Genomic DNA, 18,141 nt, shown 5'->3' with positions numbered 1-18,141 from the left:
GTTTAAAGAATATTCCACCAATCGTACTGTTTGGCATCATTTGATGGTTTTATGGGAGTCTCTAATTTAACTTCAGGTACTATTTCAGGCACAATGGTTTCGGTTTTAACTTCTACAACCTCTTCAACGATAACCGGATAACCATGTTTAGCAACAATATTTTCAAGCTGAACTTTAAAAACAGCAGCCTTACTCTTATTTACCATTTTTACAAAATTGATGTAACCCTCAACGGCATTAATCAGATTTTTGGCATTCCCCCATTTTTGGTCCTTCCATCCGTTCGATTCTATATTGTGCAGAAGTGCTCTAAATTTGCGCAGTTGATCTCGCTGAACATTTAATTTTTCATTTACAACAATGCCGGTAACCTTTTGCAGATTACCTTTTCGCATGATATGCGTTTTGGCAGGGTGCATGGTAAAACCTTCTGATTCTATAATTTTTTTGAGAAAAAATAATAAACCGGCAATATTTTTTTCATTTTCTTTCGATGTTGAAAAACTTAAATCGTCAGCATACCGGGTATAAATGAAGTTGAATTTTGATGCTAATCCTTTAATTTTCTTATCAAGTTTAAAAGCGATTAAATTGCTAATTGCCGGACTGGCAGGAGAACCCTGTGGTAGCACACGATCTCCTTTTTGCACGTAATAAGGTACGCCATCCATTTCTACATGTTCTGTTTCTGCATAGGTACAAATTAGCCCGAACACCGTGGCAAGTTGTTCTGAGTAACCCAATTTATTGAATAACCCCTTTACACGCTTGTAACTAATGCTTGGAAAGAAATCCTTTAAATCGACATTAATAACAATGTCTTTTTCAAGATGTGGTTGCGCATTGCTGATGATGGAGCGTTCTTTAATAAAGCCATGAACATGGGCATTAATTTCAATACGGTTTAAAATATTCTCCAATACCCAGAGTTGTAAAGTTTTTAGTCTGGATTTTGGTGCCGATATGAGCCTTTTCCCACCTGTTTTTTTGGGAATTTCGAAAGTGTGGTAATGATTTATTCGGGAAACTTTTCTTTGATAAAGTAAATATCTTAAAGTGGATAAATCTGCGCCAATGGCCGATGCTAAATCAACAATTTGATTAAAAACTGGCAGATTAAATTTCTGCAAAGTTTCAATATCAGATTCTGTTTGATTTAAGCCCCCCGAAACGCCATCGCCCAAATAAATAATCTGCTTTTGTTGAATATTCGCCCAGTTTGCAGCCTTATCTTCTTTCTTTTGTTTGTTTTTTTGCTTGGTTTTTTCTCTTTTTTCTTTTGCCAATTTCATGCGTGCTTTACGCATTTCCTTCAGCATGGCTTCTTGATTCTGGTATTTACGATCCTGCGCCAAAAGGTTATTCAGCTCTTGGTTTGCAACAAGTTCTCGTTTAATTAAAACTTCTGGTAAACCTGGCGTATCAGAAGATTCCCAAAAACCAAGACGCTGCATTTCTTCAAGAATATAACTTTCTTTAGAGGTAGCCCGAATACGGTCGTAGATTTGTTGTCGGCTCAGTTTTTCTGACATTTGGAGCTTTTTTAGTTAAAAAGCCCTGTCTTTTTTATAAAACAGGGCCCGAATTTAAAATCCTTCGTATTTTCATAGGACTATATCAATCAACTCCAGAGAACACGTACCATACGTACGGTTAAACTCGCGGGAGTATGGAACCGAAACCGTACGTATGGTACGTGTTCTCCCCATAAAGATTGCAGGTAGTGCCGAGTGTCAAATATTACTTCATCGATGACGAAACATCACCATTTTCTTATTCAGAAAAAGCAAGGTATTTTTTAAATCCACGGGCAATATAGAAATAAATATCCCGAATTTGAAACTAATTTATAAGTTATCTTTAAATTTATTTTTGCCAATATTTTAAGGTATTTAAAGAAAAAAGTGAATTGATCCAGAACAATTGCATCCGGATTAATTCTTCCAAAATTCACATACTGCACTAATAAAAGTACCTGTTGGGCTGTGAAAGAACTAAATTATGTATAGGCCAGCTCGATAAACTGTTTGAGTGCCTTCTTGATCTCTTCCTGACCTGAAGGCTGTTGCAAATCTATCCCGCAGAAAGGGTTCTCCTGCATCTTGGCATGGAGGGTAAGATAATATACTCCCCCCATCAATATGGCATACATTGCCCTGAAGTTTTTATCTGTATTGTTAAAATGGCCATCAAATACTTCACCCAGCACCTGATCGCCGATGTTTTCCCGCTTCAGGTCCAGTTCCTTCAGTGAAGGCAGCTTTTCGCTAAGCCCCCAGGTAATAATGCGGCGCATTTCCTCGTTTTTGATCAGACTGTCAAACTGGTCTTCCAAAACGTTGTAAGCAAGCGCTTTCCCTGAATCTGCCCTGCTGGCCTCTACAATGGCCCCAACATTTTCAGGATTGATTTTCCAATAATCATTGGCATCAAGATATTCCTTTACCAATCCTTCTAGGCTGCCAAAATAATCATAGATCAGCCGCCTGTCTACCTTTGCCTGATCAGCAACACTGCTGATGCTGAGCCCGGAAAAACCGTTTTTTTTCAGGATTTTTCCTAGTGCGGCAATTATGTTGGCCTTGGTTCGCTGCTTGTTCCTAACTGGTCCATCCGTAACTTTTCTTGCCATTCGATTCAAATTTCATGCAATTTGCATTTTTTTATGCCATGATCAAAGATTTTGCCGGATAGGCGCACAAGCTGAGCCTTTCGCAAATCCAATACAGAATACCCCCGTTATAGAAGTATATTGAAGCCAGGCAAACCATTTTCAATAGATAACCTTATCGCAACCCGCAAATGATTTCTGTGTTGTACGCTATAAAATGAAAGATATCTACTTCATTAGCCTTATTCCATGATGACTTTTTGTTCCGAATCGCTGCTTATTTTTGCAGTACTATATTATTCACCATATCATTGATGGCAGTTTCGATCGCTTTTGGCTGTTCCTGGTTGATATAATGGCCACTCTTCGGCACCAGGATCTGTTTGCTTTCTGTGGAAAGTAGCAGAAAATCCTTTTGCATTTTATTCCAGGCATTTAGCATTTCTGTCTTTAGTTTTCGATCCTTAATGGAAGAATCAATGCGCTAAATTTTAAATCGTTTCAAAATTGTCTCATGATTTCTTGCCTATTATCCAACAAAAAATAAAAGTTCAGAAAGAAAAATGGAAAAGCAAAATGTAAGAGGATGAATTTAGCTATCTTTATTCATCTTATCTCTCAGGAAGCTGGAATAATCATCGTTTACCAATTTTTTTATCATATTCTACCTGCAGTTCATCAATATAGTCATAAAAGCTTTTAACATCCATAAAAGCAGCTGGATTATAGGGATCTCCGGGTTTATGTTTTTGAAGGAGATCAAACTGTACGCCGTGTGATGCTACCCAGAGGTCGAATTTTAAGTTCTTCATGCTATGTAAGGTGTAGGAATAATCTTTTGCAATATTAGGATAGGCAGGAATGTCTGCAAAATTCTTCTCTGTAACTATAGTTGGCAAATTGGCTATCAGCACCCTGTACTTTCTTTTTTGATCATTAACAGAGAGCAGAAAACTACAAGAACCTTTGGTATGCCCAGGGTGGTGAAGCATGATTAGTTCCGTTCCTCCTAACCTGATGGTATCATTGTTGTGCAAGATGCGGTCAACTTTAACTGGATTAAATACACAAAATTTTCCATCCAGGTCATAATCCGAAAGGCCACCATCAGCTGCTACTTTTGCATCTGCATCATCTACCATGAACTTAGCCCCTGTGGCTTTCTTGATTGCAGCCATTGCACCCAGGTGATCAAAATGTGCTTGTGTGGTCAGTAATATTTTGGTGTCTGAAAGTTTAAAACCCAGTTTTTTAATATTTTCCCCAATAAGCTTTTCTGATGATGCCAGTCCGGTGTTGATCAGGATATTTCCTTTTGGCGTAGCGATAAGATAACAAGCCAGATCGGCTGTGCCCACATAATACAGATTACCCACAACCCGAAAAGGAGGAAAAGGCTTTGACCACTCAGGGTGATTTTTTGAAGATGGTTCATGCACTTGTTGTGCCTGCATGAAGCAGTAGTTGTGTGAAATCAGGATAAGTAACAGGATTTTTTTCATATATAATATTATGTTGTATAAATTTTCAGTGTAAATTATGTAGTAAATTACTGCAAGCGTATTATAATCTGACTATTCACTCCTCCCTGGCTTTTGAAAACGATGCGATAGTTTAAGAGTTGGCATCTTGAAAACTGTATTATTCCCCTTAATTAATAGGTCAGATATGATGTTTTATTTTTGCGGCACTATTTTATTCACCATATCATTGATGGCAGTTTCGATCGCTTTTGGCTGTTCCTGGTTAATATAATGGCCACTCTTCGCCACCAGAATCTGTTTGCTTTCTGTGGAAAGTAGCAGAAAATCCTTTTGCATTTTATTCCAGGCATTTAGCATTTCTGTCTTTAGTTTTCGATCCTTAATGGAAGAATCAAAGCGCTTTCCATCAGCGGCGGTCAATACATAAAGTGGAATATTGCCAAAAGATTTTATTTTTGATGCTTCTTTTTTGATGGAACTCATCTGATCCTGCTCTTCCAGCACTGCATCAGCGCTTTTGTAAAGCAAAGCCGGCATTATGGTGTTTTGATATTCATATTGCTTGTTATTGGGAAACATACCTTTAAACATCAGTCTGACAAGTCCAAAAGTGTTTGCGAATTTTAGAAAGCCACTTGGCAGCCCCTGATTGACCATTTTAAATAGTTCAGGAGATAAATATCTTTCATCATCAGGGCATTGACTATCTACAAATATTACACCTGCAACATCTTTGGAGTATTTGTTAACAAAAAACCGGACTAGTGTTCCCCCAAAGGAATGGCCGACAAGAATATACGGTTTTGGGGCTTTGACTTTTTCCAGCAAAAGATGTAATTCTTTAGCCATTTCTTCACCTGATTTTGGATTTTTGCCTCGCTCACTCCATAAAATTCCGGCCCTGTCATAAGAGATGCTTGTATAAGAGGCTGGTAATTCTTGTTGAATATTATACCATTGCAGATGTCCGGCTGGATCAAATGCCGTTTCAAATACAATGGTTGGTCCGCCGCTGCCTTTTTTGTAATAATGAAGACGATGATCGTCAACTTCTACCAACTGGCCATCAGGTTTAATTTTTTCAGCAGCATTCCTTGACACTCTTTCAAAAATAAATCCGATCAGGAGTAACAATATTAGCAAAGTAACTAAGCCCAGGCCTATTCGTTTGGTCCATTTTAGAAAAGTCTTCATAATCAAATACTCTTTATGGCGCTTGGCCTTTCAATTACCATCGCTTTTCTTTAATGCCCTTTAATACAAATCCAGCGATATTTCCTACTAACTTTGTTGGAGAATTACAGTCGCAATTGCTTAGTCCTATTACGTAAATATCCTCGCCCGGAATGTACACCGCCATTGTTTTAAAGCCAAAAATGCTGCCTCCATGTTCACGGGTTGGGGTTCCGTTTATATCGCGGATATGCCAGCCGTAACCATAAGTATATTCCGTTCCATTGTTTAATTTGTATTTGCTGAACGCCTTATTTGTTTCTTTCGCATCAAGGAGGAGATGACCGTTTAATGCCATTTGCCATTTCAACATATCACTTGCTGTCGACATTAATGAACCCGATGAAAAGGGTACACTAAAACTGATCATGGTTTTGTTAACATATCCGGATTCTTTTTTGTGATACCCGTAGGCCCTTTGATTGATGACTTTCCTGTCGCTTGCATAATATGACCGGCTCATTCCAACTTTATCGAAAATTTGATTTTTGATAAAATCTTCATAACGCAGTCCGGAAATGATTTCGATCAGATAACCTAAAAGTACATATCCTGAATTATTGTATTCAAACTTTTCTCCTGGTGCAAAATCGGCAGGTTCATTTTTAAAAAAATCAACCATCATTTTAGGCGTCATTTCCTTTTGCGCAATATCCGATAACGCCTTCATTTTTGTAAAATCCTTTATTCCCGAAGTGTGTGTTAAAAGATGATGTATGGTTATTTTCTCTCCATTGGGATAATCCGGAATGTACTTTAGAACAGGATCTTCTACTTTAAGTTTGCCCGCTTGTTCCAGCATAAGAATAGCTACTGCTGTAAACTGTTTAGTCATAGATCCCAGTTCGAAAACATTTTCAGTGCTCAGATTATCGCCCAATTCCAGGTTCGCTTTACCAAAAGCTTTTTGATAGATTGGCTTTCCCTTTCTGGAAACCATAAATACACCTCCCGGCCCGTTTGGATCCTTAAAATCCTTTAAAATCAAACTGTCGATTCCCTTTTCAAGGCGCTGTGCGTGCAAAGAAAGAGCAGAGCTGATCAGAATAAACAGAAAAACAATCCGGCAAAGGGAATACTTATATTTTGTCATAATAGATATTTATGATTAAGACGCAGAAAAGTAAATGGAGGTTACAATGATTGCCTTCTCTTTCAATGAAATATCAATGGATTGATGAATTTGGGCGGACTGCAGCTATATTTAACTCTAATTCCTAAATCCTGAAACCTTAAAGTTACTCACCAGAACGCCCGCATCATTAGCATATTCCCAGGGTGCTGTTATATAAAAGTTTTTAGCCGCAGCAGGACTAAACAAAACGGTATCAGCAAGTTTGATATTGTTGAGATATACAGCCATCCGTTCCCCATCAACCGAGAGGACAATATGAAGCGGACGGTTAATCCATGGTTCAAGATCAAAGGTCGTATTTACGAATTTTTCAGGCTTATTGCTACCTATGTTAACCTGGTTGGCATCGTAATAATGCAACTGTACGTAGGTGCCAATATTGCTTGCATACTGCCTGACGCTGTTATCGCTTGCAAAACCAAATGACAGTGGAGCAATGTCCTTAATCTGGTCTGCCTTCGCGATGATATCAAAAGATAAGGTAAACCGACGGGGATAATTGAGCTGGCGGGAAAATTTGTAGATTGCCTTATCCCTTAAATCTAGCCATTTCCCTTTCTGGCCACTTGCTGTAACTACATTAGCCGCTCCATTGGTTTTGAAACTTGTGGCACTGGCTCCCGGTTGAAATGCCGAAAAATCTTCAGTGAAAACCAGCGAATCACCAGTCACGATATTGCTGTTGCCCGCGTTAATGGTAGCTCCGGATTTTTCTGAAAGGCTATTTTTGTCAATCTTTTTTTCAATGGCTTTGGTGGCTTTCTCTTTTGCTTTGTCAAGCAGTCCGCCGAGCTGGGCATGCGCCTCAATTCCGGAAATCAACATTAATGTGAGCAGCACACCGGTAATTTTTTTATCTGTTCGCATGGTATAGACTTATTGTTTTGTGAAATTAATGCAGTTTGACCTTAACAATTTCGCCGTTTTCTTTTACCTCGACAAACTCTTCGATCCTGTCTTCATGGTCAACCGAATAGTTCTTCTGTTGATAATAATCTGTCTGTCCATAGCCATTGTAGCCACTGCCTGTATATTGGTTATATGTACCATAATGAGTATAGCCAAGAACCCCCTGTAGAAAATATTTTCCCGGCTTCATCTCTGGAAAAGTGAATTCTCCATCACTATTGGTAATTGCTTCGAGCCTATACCTGTAGGCCTGGTCGGAAAGATAAACATAGCGCCTCCTTCTAAGGCTTTCCTTGTCTTTTCTTAATTGGTACCAGGCCTCAAAATAAGGGGTAACGGGAAAAAGGGTTACTTTGATTTTATTGGCATAAATCCTTTGACCGGCTTTAAAGCCCATATTGTTTTTAGCTTTGGTAAAAGCAACTCCCTTTATCGTACCTGTACCTTTTGCCAGCATTTTTTTTGCCTGCAGGGAGTCGAATGCTATCTCCGGACGGAAGATCTCTACCTTATCTTTTTTTTCAGGCTCTTTATATTGTGCGGAAACTACAGCTGTTGCTGATACCACATAGAAAAGTGTAAGGACATATTTTTTTAGCTTCATGATATTCATTTTATGGATTAATAGTGGTTTCATAAGGAAGATTAAATGTACCACCGGTAATTTCAATTGCCTCTCCTGCGCTGTTGCGGACAGTTCCAGAAAAGGCTCCTTTAATGCCCGACTTGCTGATCGCTTCAATTTTAAGGGTGAAGACATCATCTGAAAATGAAGTATTGTACAGTAGCGTACCTTCGGTTTTTTGTATCGCGTAACGGGCGATCATTTTATTTTCAGCAGGGGTGACATACGTTCCTGCGGCGATATTACCGCCAAGCCTCCAAATCTCAAAGTCGAGGGAAGGCGGAATAGGCCCTGATAATGGATAAGAGCTCTCATAACCTCCAACCACAATATGTTCGAACCGGTTATCATCACCACTTCCCTGAAAATTCACGTTATGGAAATTGACCTCTTTTTCCCCTATCTTTGCGCGGAAATAATAATCACCTGTGGGTTCACCCCCGCCATTATCATCTTTTGAGCATCCCGAAAGGCACATGGAGACGATTATAAAACATAGTATAGCCAAAGCACTGTTTAAGTGCTGCCGGACAATGCTAGCTTTAGAAAAAAAAGCTTCTTTCAAGGGTAATGTTTTCATAGTTTCATGCTAATTTTGGTATGAGAGCAAAGCTATTGGATGTGGCCACTAAAAGAAATACCGGTTTTTACCGTTTTTTTTCTACTGGTTTTTAGGTATTTTCCCATAACAAATGGATGAAATGATGATGGGTTGGGAATTATGTCTGATATTTAGATGTAAATTTCCTTACCCAAAATATAACCTGATCTACGGCCAATGAATAAACTTCTTTTTTAACCATGACAAAATTTTTTCTATTCCTGATATGTATTTTGGTTTCATTTAAATCTGTTGGCCAACAGCAGGTTCCCCTTAATGAGCAGCATTATCTGGACAGCCTGCAGCACATTCTACAGAAAAAAATTACAGATAGCTCAAGAGCGAGCACCAATTTTCTATTGGTAGAATACTGGAAATATAAAGACACCTTAAAGAGTAAAGCCTACCTGGAGGCAGGTACAGCTGCCGCTAAAAACGATAAATTTTTAAATGCACTGGCACTTTTCTCTAAAGGGCAGTATTATTTCAACTGGAACAAAGCGAAGGCATCCGATGCTTTTAAAAAAGCTGCAGAAGCACTTTCTCCATTCAACACTAAAATTGCCTATGCAAAGCGGGCTGCATCATGGTTTAATTATGCCTTGATGAATGTAGACAAAATGGGCTATGGCTTTATGACTAAAATAACCCTGGAAAAAGCTATTCCTATTATAGAAAAAACGGGCGATCCGGCACGCATCGCTTACTATTATACGCAGCTCGCCACTATTCTGATGAACAACTACCAGTTTTCAAAAGCGACAGCCTATAATGAAAAAGCCATCGCCTTACTGGAAACCAAAAACCCTGGTTCTACCGATCTGTTGTTTTCCTATCTTTCAGGGGTAAGCATCTATTGTTATGACAACAAAACCGACAAAGCCCAGGTACTTCTGCAAAAAGCACAACGGCTGCTGAAGCCATACCCCTCCTCTTTAAACTATCCGATATACTATTATAATGAGGCGCTTTACTATTCCACTAAAACATTATACGATAAGGCACTTGCGAGTATAGACAGGGGGATTCCGCTAGCTAAAAAGTATAACCAGAAACAGATCTACCAACAATTTTTTTTCCGCAGATATGATATCTATCAGCAGCAGAAAAAATATGCCGAGGCCCGACAGATCTTACTGGATATTGTTAAGGAAGGAACTTTGACCGCCAAAATTAACGACAGGGCAGAGATTTATTTGGAACTGGCGAAAATGAGCGAAAAGTTAAGGGATTATAAAGAGGCATACCACTGGTTGAACAAATACAGGCAGACCAATGACAGCATCAGCAACGACCTGACAAAAGTAAAGATCAATGAGCTGGAGACAAAATACAGAAGCGCAAGAAACCAGCAAAAAATACAAGCCCTGCAATCAGAGAACAGGCAGGCACAGCTTAATTCCCGTAATGACCGCTTGTACAGGCTTATATTTGGCTTGGGATGTCTTTTCCTGCTCCTTTTACTCGTTTTCGTTCTGCTCACAGCCCGGAGCCGGCGCAAACTTGCCCAGCAAAAGGAGATTAATTACAAGCAACAGCTTAGCGAAATGGAAAAAAAGCAACAGCTCAAGATTACAAAAGCCATGCTTGAAGGTGAAGAGCTTGAAAGGGAACGCGTTGCAAGGGATCTTCACGATGGACTTGGCGGCATGCTGTCAGGAGTTAAAATAGGGCTTTCCGGCTGGACAGATACACAGCCCGGCATGTCCGGAGATAAAGACCTTCACCGCATTATCGGACAGCTGGACACCTCGGTTACGGAACTGCGCCGCATTGCCCGCAACATGGTACCTGAGACTTTACTGAAGTTTGGTCTTGAAATCGCTTTAAAAGACCTTTGCGAATTTTATATGCGTGATGGTTTACGTATCACTTCAGAAATGTTCGGCATTCAGAAAAATATTGCGATGAATGTGCAGCTAAACATCTACCGAATCGTGCAGGAACTCATATCAAATGCAATTAAGCATGCCCATGCAGACAATCTTATACTGCAATGCAGCCAAAACGAAAATACTATTTTTATTACTTTTGAAGATAATGGCCAGGGCTTTGATATGGACACCCTTTCTGATAAAAAAGGAATGGGCCTTGATAATCTCAAGAACCGAATCGCCTTTCTGCAAGGGAAATTTGAAGTGCATTCTGCTCCTGGCGAAGGAACAAGTATAGATATAGAACTTAAAACCAATATCGATGAATAAACTGCTTACTGTTATCGTAGATGATCATCCAATTGTTATTGAAGGGCTTAAGACGCTGCTTAAAAATGAAGACAATCTGGAAATTGTAGGCGGCTTTTCAAATGGCGCACAGCTCCTTTCTTATTTAAGCAGAAACCCTGTAGATCTTATCTTGCTGGATGTTACCCTGCCGGATATTGGTGGGATGGAACTTTGCCAGATGATCAAAGCGCAATTCTCTGCTACCACTATACTCATCCTCAGCAACCATACCGAGCGGAGCATTATTATGCAAACCATACAGAACGGTGCCAGTGGCTATCTCCTCAAGAACAGTTCACTTGAGGAACTTCGGCAGTGTATTGCAGCGGCTGTAAAAGGAGATATCTGTTACAGTAAGGAAGTAGTAGAAATTATCAGCCGCCCAACTAAAAACCAGTTGCGCAATACACCACAGCTTACCAGAAGGGAAAAGCAAATTCTATCGCTCCTGGCGCAGGGAAAAACCAGTCAGAATATTGCACAGGAGTTCTTTTTAAGTCCGCTGACAGTAGATACCCATCGGAGGAACCTGATACAGAAGTTTGAAGTCAAGAATGTCGCCGAACTGATAGCAGCTGCCCACCAGCAGCAATTGTTATAAACTTCCGGCTGGTCAAATTGATCTGGTATCAACTCTTTTAACACCTGGATTTATGATGAAAATTATCAATCAAACATTTTCTTTCTTAACATGTATAATCCTCTTTTTTTTATCTTATGCACCATCGGCAGCACAAAGCCTTCCTTCCAATAAGGCTGCAGCTACAAAACCTTTCTCATTTCCACTACAGATGGAAATGCACGTACTTTTCGATCCCACTTCTTTTCCAAGTGGACAAAAATCTTTTCTGATATATGAGCTGTACTTAACCAATTTTACTACATCGGCTATAAGTTTGCGCGGTATTGAATTAAGGGATACAAATAACGAAAACAGCAGTCCTATAGTATCTTTTAATGCGCTAGAACTGCATAATATGGTAAAAATTTTAGGTGTAGAGGACTCAAAGGATAATCTAACCATTGGAGGTGGTCAGAGCGCCATTGTATTTATTGAGGCCAGATTAAACAGTTCCCTTTCTTTTCCTGAGAAAATAACACACCGGATAATCACAGGGAATGACTCTTTAGACGGGGCAGTAATGGTTACCCATAAAACAAACCTTAAAACACTTAGGCCTCCCGTAAAAGGTACCGATTGGATCGCAGCCGATGGCCCAGGCAACAGCGTTGATAATCATCACCGACGAGGCGTTATTATCCTTAACGGACAGGCAGTTAATTCAAGAAGATTTGCAATTGACTGGAAAAAGGTCAAAGATAGCCTGTCCTTTTCCGGCAATCCGCGCGATGTACATTCCTATTTTTGTTATAGTGAACAGGTATTTGCGGTTGCTGACGGAAAAGTAATCGCTGCAAATGACGGCTTACCTGACAATATTCCGGGGCATGGAAAAGAATTTCATCCTGCTGTGCCACTGACATTCGAGAAACTTGCCGGTAATAAAATAGTGATTGATCTCGGTAACGGTCAATATGCACATTATATGCACTTGCAGCCGGGCAGTGTACGTGTTAAAGCAGGAGATCATGTCCGTAAAGGAGAAATACTAGGCAAAATTGGCAATTCAGGGGATGCGCGTGAGCCACATTTGCATTTCGAGGTTACAACTTCACCTATGCTACTTAAGGGAGAAGGATTACCTTATTTAATTGATCATTACCGCCTGGGGGTTAAACAAGGTTTTAATGACCAACGCAAGAACGAATTGCCTAAAGAGAAAGAAATCGTTGCTTTCAGGGAATAAAACTCAGGAAGATAATATTGATTTTGCAAGAATAATAAAACAGTCGGATTCAAAACAAAAACGGCAACCCATTCACTGGGTTGCCGTTCATTACCTTAAATGAAAGAAGTATTTTATAAATTATCTGTTCGCGATTCCAATGCGTTTTGTATTGCAGCAGGAATGTTAGATAGAAGATCATAACCAGTTGCTGATTCTATGGCGTCAACACTTGTACGGTATGTTTTCCAGTTGGTATTTAAGCCGTTTGTATTAGGCATATTTACCGAAATAACACGGGTAGATGAAGTAATCCGGTTTAAATCGTCATTACCGTTTGCCAATACCACAATTACTTTCCAGGTATTGGATGGAACATTAACCCGACCGTTATCAATGGTATAGGTAATGCCTCCGTTACTACCTGTGCCGCCAGAACCATAAGAACCGCATATGATATAAACTTCATTTCCTGATGTAACCAGTGAACGGGCATAATTTTCAAGGTCAGCCCATGGCCCCTGGTTATTATTTGGTGCCTGTGGCATCATGTTGCTCATTAAAAAAGTAGAAGAGTTGGCGACTACTGATGCTGTTCTATCAGCAGAAGGACAATTGTGGCCACGATCGAAACCAGAGCCAGAGTAACTGCTGTTAGATACCTGATACCAGCCGGAAGGCAAAGTATTATCAGCCCGGAAATCGTCCTGACGAGAGGTTGAACCCAGATCTGAAGACGAGATATGCCAGCTTACCCAGTTAGGTGTAGCCCTGCTTTTGCTATATGAACTGGTATAATAGCTACGCTCCATCAAATAATTTTCAGGATAAGAAATGTTTGCAACTGCATTACTTGGGTTACCCATTAAAAGGTTATTGTTATCTCCCGGAGTGGTAGTTGGAGGTGTTGTAGTTCCGCCACCTGTTGAAATGCTGAAATCATCGATATTGATGCGGTTAGTACCGCCACTGATTTTGCGAACCTGAAAACGCACATTTCCGGAAATTGCCGTATTAAAAGTGACGGTTGATAAACTGGCTGCACTACTGGTGATGGTGCTTCCGGTTTGCTGCCAGCTCGAGCCTCCGTTGGTTGAATACCACAATTGCCAGGTACTATTGCCGTCAGTACCATATTTGGCGTGTGCAATGGTAACAACATCAGCGCCGCTTACGTCGAAGTTCATGCCCAGTATCCCGGTATTGCGGATCCTTACCGACTGACTCCCGTTTTTTGCATCAGCAGCCTGATTTCCAATTAAAGCATCGTTCATGGTCCAGCTTCCGCTGCTTAATGTTACGGATGCAGTAGTGTAACTGCTTTTCGTACCTGATTCGAAAGACTCCGGAAAACCTGAAACTACAGTTTGCTCGCTTGCTACAACTGCTTTGGTGTTTAGTTTTTGCTCAAAGACATTTGCTCCTGGTTCGGTTTGATTTTCCTTTTTACAGGCAGCAAGGCCCAGGCACAATATGGCCAGTAAGCTTAATTTTTTTAATGCTTTCATGCTTAAATTTGGTTTGTTATGTAATTAGATTTTATTGCTAAGTTTCTATAGCGAAGGTTTCTATAGCCAGGCAGCTGCCATCGGATAGATAGCCAATAATCAGGACAGGAATCCTGCTTGCACCTTCTATGCGAATAACCTGCAAATGAGATAGGTTTTGATTTAAAAACAGCTGGATGGCCTTAATTTTTCGGGCATTTTCTACCATTGGCGCATCTGATGGGTCTACTTTGGAAACAATGTGATGAAAAAATGCATCAGCATCCAGTTGTTTTAAATTAGAAAGATCAGCTTGATATTGAACGGCAATTTTATTCAATATGCCATCAGGCAAAATCTTTCCCCAATTAATTACTTTAAATGGATTTTCTGATTCAGTAAAATACAATACCCCCGAAAGAAGCTCGGTAATTGTATCCAGGATATTGTTATACATGCAAATGGAATAGGGATGTTTACTATTTACAGCTCCTAAATTATTAAATATGCATGCAAACTATGCTAATAACAGATTATCATAGTGTTAATTTTTATACCAATTTAAAAAAATGAATCTATTTAAATGTTGTTCGATGGAATCCATAAAAGTAAATACCGGCATCAGTTGAAATTTAATCATGGACGCAAATGGCTCAAAATTTAAAAGCGATTTCCATGGATTAAAATAGCGACCTGATTAATAGGTAAAAATCTTTTCTCAGCGAGATTGTTTAGCGCTTACGATTTGTCCAATAAAAACTATTTTTAAGCTAGATATACAATAAAACTGAAGTTTATGGTTCGAATACTGCATGGTGTTTTCATGATCTATTTTTTAAATCCTTCCGAAACAAAGTTCAAAAAATCAGGTGTTACCGATATCCAGTACTTCCAGTCGTGGGCACCGTTTTGTATCCTGAACTCATGAGAAATACCTTTATTCGCCAGGCTGATGTGCAGATTACAATTATTTACCGATAGCTTGTCGTCATCGCCACATGCGATATACCACTTTTGTCCAAGTTCTTCTTTCGAAGGTAAATTATCTATATAACTTTTAACATTATAAGGCTTATACCACTCTACTAGTTTATTTTCAGGAATACCCGGATATCTTTTAGTCATGTAATCCGTTTCATAGTCTCTTACAGCTGCACTCAATGCGCATACTGTCGTAAACAAACTCTTGTGTCGGATAGCATATTGCAACGTTGCCGCTCCTCCCAGCGATGCACCGGCAATAGCCCTGTTATTCTTGTCAGTTTTTACCCTGTAGATCTTCTCTATTTGTGGCATAAATTCCTGAAAAAAGAAGTCCTCAAAATTAAAGTCATTTCCCGGATCATTAAAATAGCTGATGCGTTTGTTTTCGAAATTAGCATCAGGCGTAACCACAATCATCGGAACGATTTCCCCCTTTGCAATAGCCGCATTTAAATACTGGTCTAACGCGCCATATGAAACCCACGATTTGTGATTTGGTATGGTGTTGGCAGGACCAGCGGGATGTAATAAGTAGAGTATTGGATAACTACGGTTAGAAGATTCATAGCCAGGTGGCAGGTAAATCGAATATTTACGATCCATATTCAGGATTTTACTTTTTATTACTTTAGAATCATCAAAGCTTCCTTTCTCTTGTGCAAAAGACATCAAAGCGATGAAAAACATACCTAGTAAAAATGTAATTTTTTTCATATTTATTTTTTAGAATGCCACCAATGTTTTATTTATAATTCAATAATATAATAAATCTCTGTAAAACCTGATTAAACAACATAAATCATTGTTGTCCAGCGCTTAGCCTACCAACTTGATTGCTTTTTATATCGATAACGCTTTTTATATGCAGGATTATACTTGCATTTAAATTGCAGATTTATCAGTTATCGACTATCATTAGGAATTCAGTCATTTGACAAATATAATAGATGTATTAAGCCCTCTTTATGATCTGGATCATAAAGAGGGCTTAATACATATCAATTATCCGATTAACTAAAGTTTCCAATTGAGTTAGAACCTGTTTAAAATTAAATAAAATTTATTCGTATGTCAGTCTGAGCGTAGTCGAAGACTATTTCAACACATTAATAAAGCAATCGACTACGCTCTTGTGACAGCAAAAGGCCATTAATATTTGTTATAAAAATTTAAACAGGCTCTTAATAATTAAGATTTTCTTTGTGATTTGAGATATTGCTTCTAAATTACCTATTCGAAATAATAATAAACAGAATTTTCAACTTAGACATAGAAGCAATTAAGTAAGCAAATCAATTTTAACAATATTCCTGGGTGAGCGGTTTGGCACCGTATCTAAATTTTCTCTGAAAAGAGTTTATTGTTGTTTCGCAGCACCCAGGATCTTTTGAACAATGTTATGCGAAACAACAATTGTAAAAACCAAAACACACAGCTCCCTGCTCAGGTTGCAGCTGAATCAGCCAACACTAATGTATTACCTGCCATTTGTGCGGTAAAGGCTACCTCTTACATCATATTGATGTGAATGTTTCTGTAGAAGATTTGTTATATAAGTTACATATGGTCTTAGCGAGATGCTAAGACCAGTTAGGCGATATCCCGATCTGGCATTTCCAAAAGAAAGGAATAGAATATCTGGTTATTTACAGTTATGTTGCTGATGGGAAAGGAAGTGTTGAGTGAGGTAAAATGAAATTGATAATTTAAATTTAAGCCCTTACGGATGGTGAGGGCTAACTTTCCAATACCTGTACTTTAGCCGCTCTGGCGTGTGATTAGGAGCTGCTACCGCTTAAAATTAGAAGGTCACAACCCCTTCAGAATTTGTTTCCCTAACAAAAGAAGTGCTATTTTTCCATTATCTTAGCTAAATGCTTTTGCCTTTCTTTCTATTGTACCAGATTAAAAAACCTGTTAAGGGTAAAGATGCAGAAATCATTGAGCCCAGGAAAGCAAGTATTTTACCAGGTAAACCCAGAATATTTCCGGTATGGATATCATAATTCATCGCACTGAATTTCTCTCCAATACGTCCGTCTTCAAATCTGCTGGTTTCTAACAATTGTCCGGAAAGCACATCGTAACGGTTCGTAACCGTTTTAAAAGTTTGATCATAGCTTGCAAGCACCGTTACTGTTGACATCCGCTTAGCCGGAAAATAAAAATGGTAGGCTTTTGCTGTGGGATATTTCTTTTTGATCTCCTTAAAAATAAAATCCAAACCCGTACTTTTAGGTTCAGGCAAAGAATGCACCATGGCTACTTTTGTCTTCTTAAGACTTTCACTCAGATTGAGTACATTCTGCACACCCCTATCCAGCATCGGAAATGCCCACATCATTCCGGTTAGGGCAATGACCAACCCCAGGCTCATTACGTAGAAACCAAGGATATTGTGGAGATCATAGTTCCTGCGTTTTAAACCAGTATTCTTTTTCCACTTAAACCAAAACCGAACCCGCCGGGCCTTTTTATTTTTTGGCCACCACAAATAAAGACCGGTGAGCAGGGAAATAACATACAGCAGGGTGATTACACCAACAACAGGCTGGCCCAGTTCTGTTTTTAATAATAAACTCCAGTGTAAATACAGGATAACCCTGAAAAATTCAAATTCAGACTGTTCATGAAAAACCAATTCACCGGTATAAGGGTTCATAAACAACGATTCATAGAACTTTTTCTCATGCCAATACCAATTTCCAGCGTTGGTATCATTTTCCCTGTAAGCCCTGAAATGCCACGTTTGTATGGGATCATTATCGATCTCTAAAGCCGATACCGGCTTATCTTTACCCCATATTTCCTGTGCCTTTTGCACCATTACATTCATGGATAATGGTTCGCCGGATGCTGAGGAGACATGCATTCGGTCTGCATAAACTAAGGGTTTGATTTCATCGACAAAAACGAGGATGCAGCCCGTTAGTCCCAATATCATCACAACAAACCCTGATAGTAGCCCAATCCATAAATGGATGGCAATTAATCTTTTTCTTAAGTCCATATACTAATCAGGCAACTAAGGGATTAAACCTTAGTTGCCTATTCACGCAT

General features: G+C 39.2%; 16 protein-coding genes. 3 read left to right on the top strand and 13 right to left on the bottom strand.

Going from position 1 to position 18,141, the window contains the following annotated elements; all coding sequences use genetic code 11:
- Window positions 1-2: 2 nt before the first annotated feature.
- The 9 genes from KYH19_RS04580 to KYH19_RS04540 form a co-directional block, all read right to left on the bottom strand.
- Window positions 3-1,532, bottom strand: coding sequence for a reverse transcriptase family protein (locus KYH19_RS04580; RefSeq protein WP_219077744.1), 1,530 nt, complete (start codon window positions 1,530-1,532; stop codon window positions 3-5).
- Window positions 1,533-1,999: 467 nt separating this feature from the next.
- Window positions 2,000-2,632, bottom strand: a complete 633-nt coding sequence (locus tag KYH19_RS04575) for a TetR/AcrR family transcriptional regulator (RefSeq protein ID WP_219077743.1) — start codon at window positions 2,630-2,632, stop codon at window positions 2,000-2,002.
- A gap of 256 nt (window positions 2,633-2,888) precedes the next feature.
- Window positions 2,889-3,032, bottom strand: coding sequence for a hypothetical protein (locus KYH19_RS04570; protein ID WP_165902745.1), 144 nt, complete (start codon window positions 3,030-3,032; stop codon window positions 2,889-2,891).
- Window positions 3,033-3,246: 214 nt separating this feature from the next.
- Window positions 3,247-4,113: a subclass B3 metallo-beta-lactamase gene (gene bla, locus KYH19_RS04565; RefSeq protein WP_219077742.1), complete on the bottom strand. Its 867-nt coding sequence runs from the start codon at window positions 4,111-4,113 to the stop codon at window positions 3,247-3,249.
- Between the two features lie 174 nt (window positions 4,114-4,287).
- Window positions 4,288-5,289, bottom strand: coding sequence for an alpha/beta hydrolase (locus KYH19_RS04560; protein WP_219077741.1), 1,002 nt, complete (start codon window positions 5,287-5,289; stop codon window positions 4,288-4,290).
- Between the two features lie 34 nt (window positions 5,290-5,323).
- Window positions 5,324-6,421 carry a serine hydrolase gene (locus KYH19_RS04555; protein ID WP_219077740.1) on the bottom strand — a complete coding sequence of 366 codons (1,098 nt, stop codon included), beginning with the start codon at window positions 6,419-6,421 and terminating at the stop codon, window positions 5,324-5,326.
- Window positions 6,422-6,538: 117 nt separating this feature from the next.
- A complete protein-coding gene (locus KYH19_RS04550) occupies window positions 6,539-7,330 on the bottom strand; it encodes a hypothetical protein (RefSeq protein WP_219077739.1) in 792 nt (263 codons plus the stop codon).
- A 25-nt stretch (window positions 7,331-7,355) separates the two neighbouring features.
- A complete protein-coding gene (locus KYH19_RS04545) occupies window positions 7,356-8,009 on the bottom strand; it encodes a carboxypeptidase-like regulatory domain-containing protein (RefSeq protein WP_219077738.1) in 654 nt (217 codons plus the stop codon).
- Window positions 7,987-8,577 carry a hypothetical protein gene (locus KYH19_RS04540; protein WP_219077737.1) on the bottom strand — a complete coding sequence of 197 codons (591 nt, stop codon included), beginning with the start codon at window positions 8,575-8,577 and terminating at the stop codon, window positions 7,987-7,989. The genes KYH19_RS04545 and KYH19_RS04540 overlap by 23 nt, the downstream gene beginning before the upstream one ends.
- Before the next feature lie 221 nt (window positions 8,578-8,798).
- Between KYH19_RS04540 and KYH19_RS04535 the strand changes: the two genes are divergently transcribed.
- From KYH19_RS04535 to KYH19_RS04525, 3 genes are read left to right on the top strand one after another with little or no spacing between them, the layout of a single operon-like run.
- On the top strand, window positions 8,799-10,802 hold the full coding sequence (locus tag KYH19_RS04535; RefSeq protein ID WP_219077736.1) for an ATP-binding protein: 2,004 nt from the start codon (window positions 8,799-8,801) through the stop codon (window positions 10,800-10,802).
- The gene (locus tag KYH19_RS04530; RefSeq protein WP_219077735.1) at window positions 10,795-11,424 is read left to right on the top strand and encodes a response regulator transcription factor; all 630 of its coding nucleotides are present in this window, start codon (window positions 10,795-10,797) and stop codon (window positions 11,422-11,424) included. Before KYH19_RS04535 ends, KYH19_RS04530 begins: the two co-directional genes overlap by 8 nt.
- A 52-nt stretch (window positions 11,425-11,476) precedes the next feature.
- Complete coding sequence (locus tag KYH19_RS04525) at window positions 11,477-12,631, top strand: M23 family metallopeptidase (RefSeq protein ID WP_219077734.1); 1,155 nt, start codon at window positions 11,477-11,479, stop codon at window positions 12,629-12,631.
- 113 nt (window positions 12,632-12,744) lie between these two features.
- On the opposite strand, the gene KYH19_RS04520 is transcribed toward KYH19_RS04525, so the two are convergent.
- The 4 genes from KYH19_RS04520 to KYH19_RS04505 form a co-directional block, all read right to left on the bottom strand.
- A complete protein-coding gene (locus tag KYH19_RS04520) occupies window positions 12,745-14,118 on the bottom strand; it encodes a DNA/RNA non-specific endonuclease (RefSeq protein ID WP_219077733.1) in 1,374 nt (457 codons plus the stop codon).
- Window positions 14,119-14,155: 37 nt separating this feature from the next.
- Window positions 14,156-14,554, bottom strand: a complete 399-nt coding sequence (locus KYH19_RS04515) for a nuclease A inhibitor family protein (protein ID WP_219077732.1) — start codon at window positions 14,552-14,554, stop codon at window positions 14,156-14,158.
- Window positions 14,555-14,925: 371 nt separating this feature from the next.
- Complete coding sequence (locus KYH19_RS04510) at window positions 14,926-15,795, bottom strand: esterase family protein (RefSeq protein WP_219077731.1); 870 nt, start codon at window positions 15,793-15,795, stop codon at window positions 14,926-14,928.
- A gap of 1,156 nt (window positions 15,796-16,951) precedes the next feature.
- Window positions 16,952-18,091: a PepSY domain-containing protein gene (locus KYH19_RS04505; RefSeq protein ID WP_219077730.1), complete on the bottom strand. Its 1,140-nt coding sequence runs from the start codon at window positions 18,089-18,091 to the stop codon at window positions 16,952-16,954.
- Window positions 18,092-18,141 lie beyond the last annotated feature (50 nt).

The sequence above is a fragment of the Pedobacter sp. D749 genome (assembly GCF_019317285.1).
Classification (GTDB): domain Bacteria; phylum Bacteroidota; class Bacteroidia; order Sphingobacteriales; family Sphingobacteriaceae; genus Pedobacter.
This window is presented reverse-complemented; position numbering and strand designations above follow the sequence as displayed.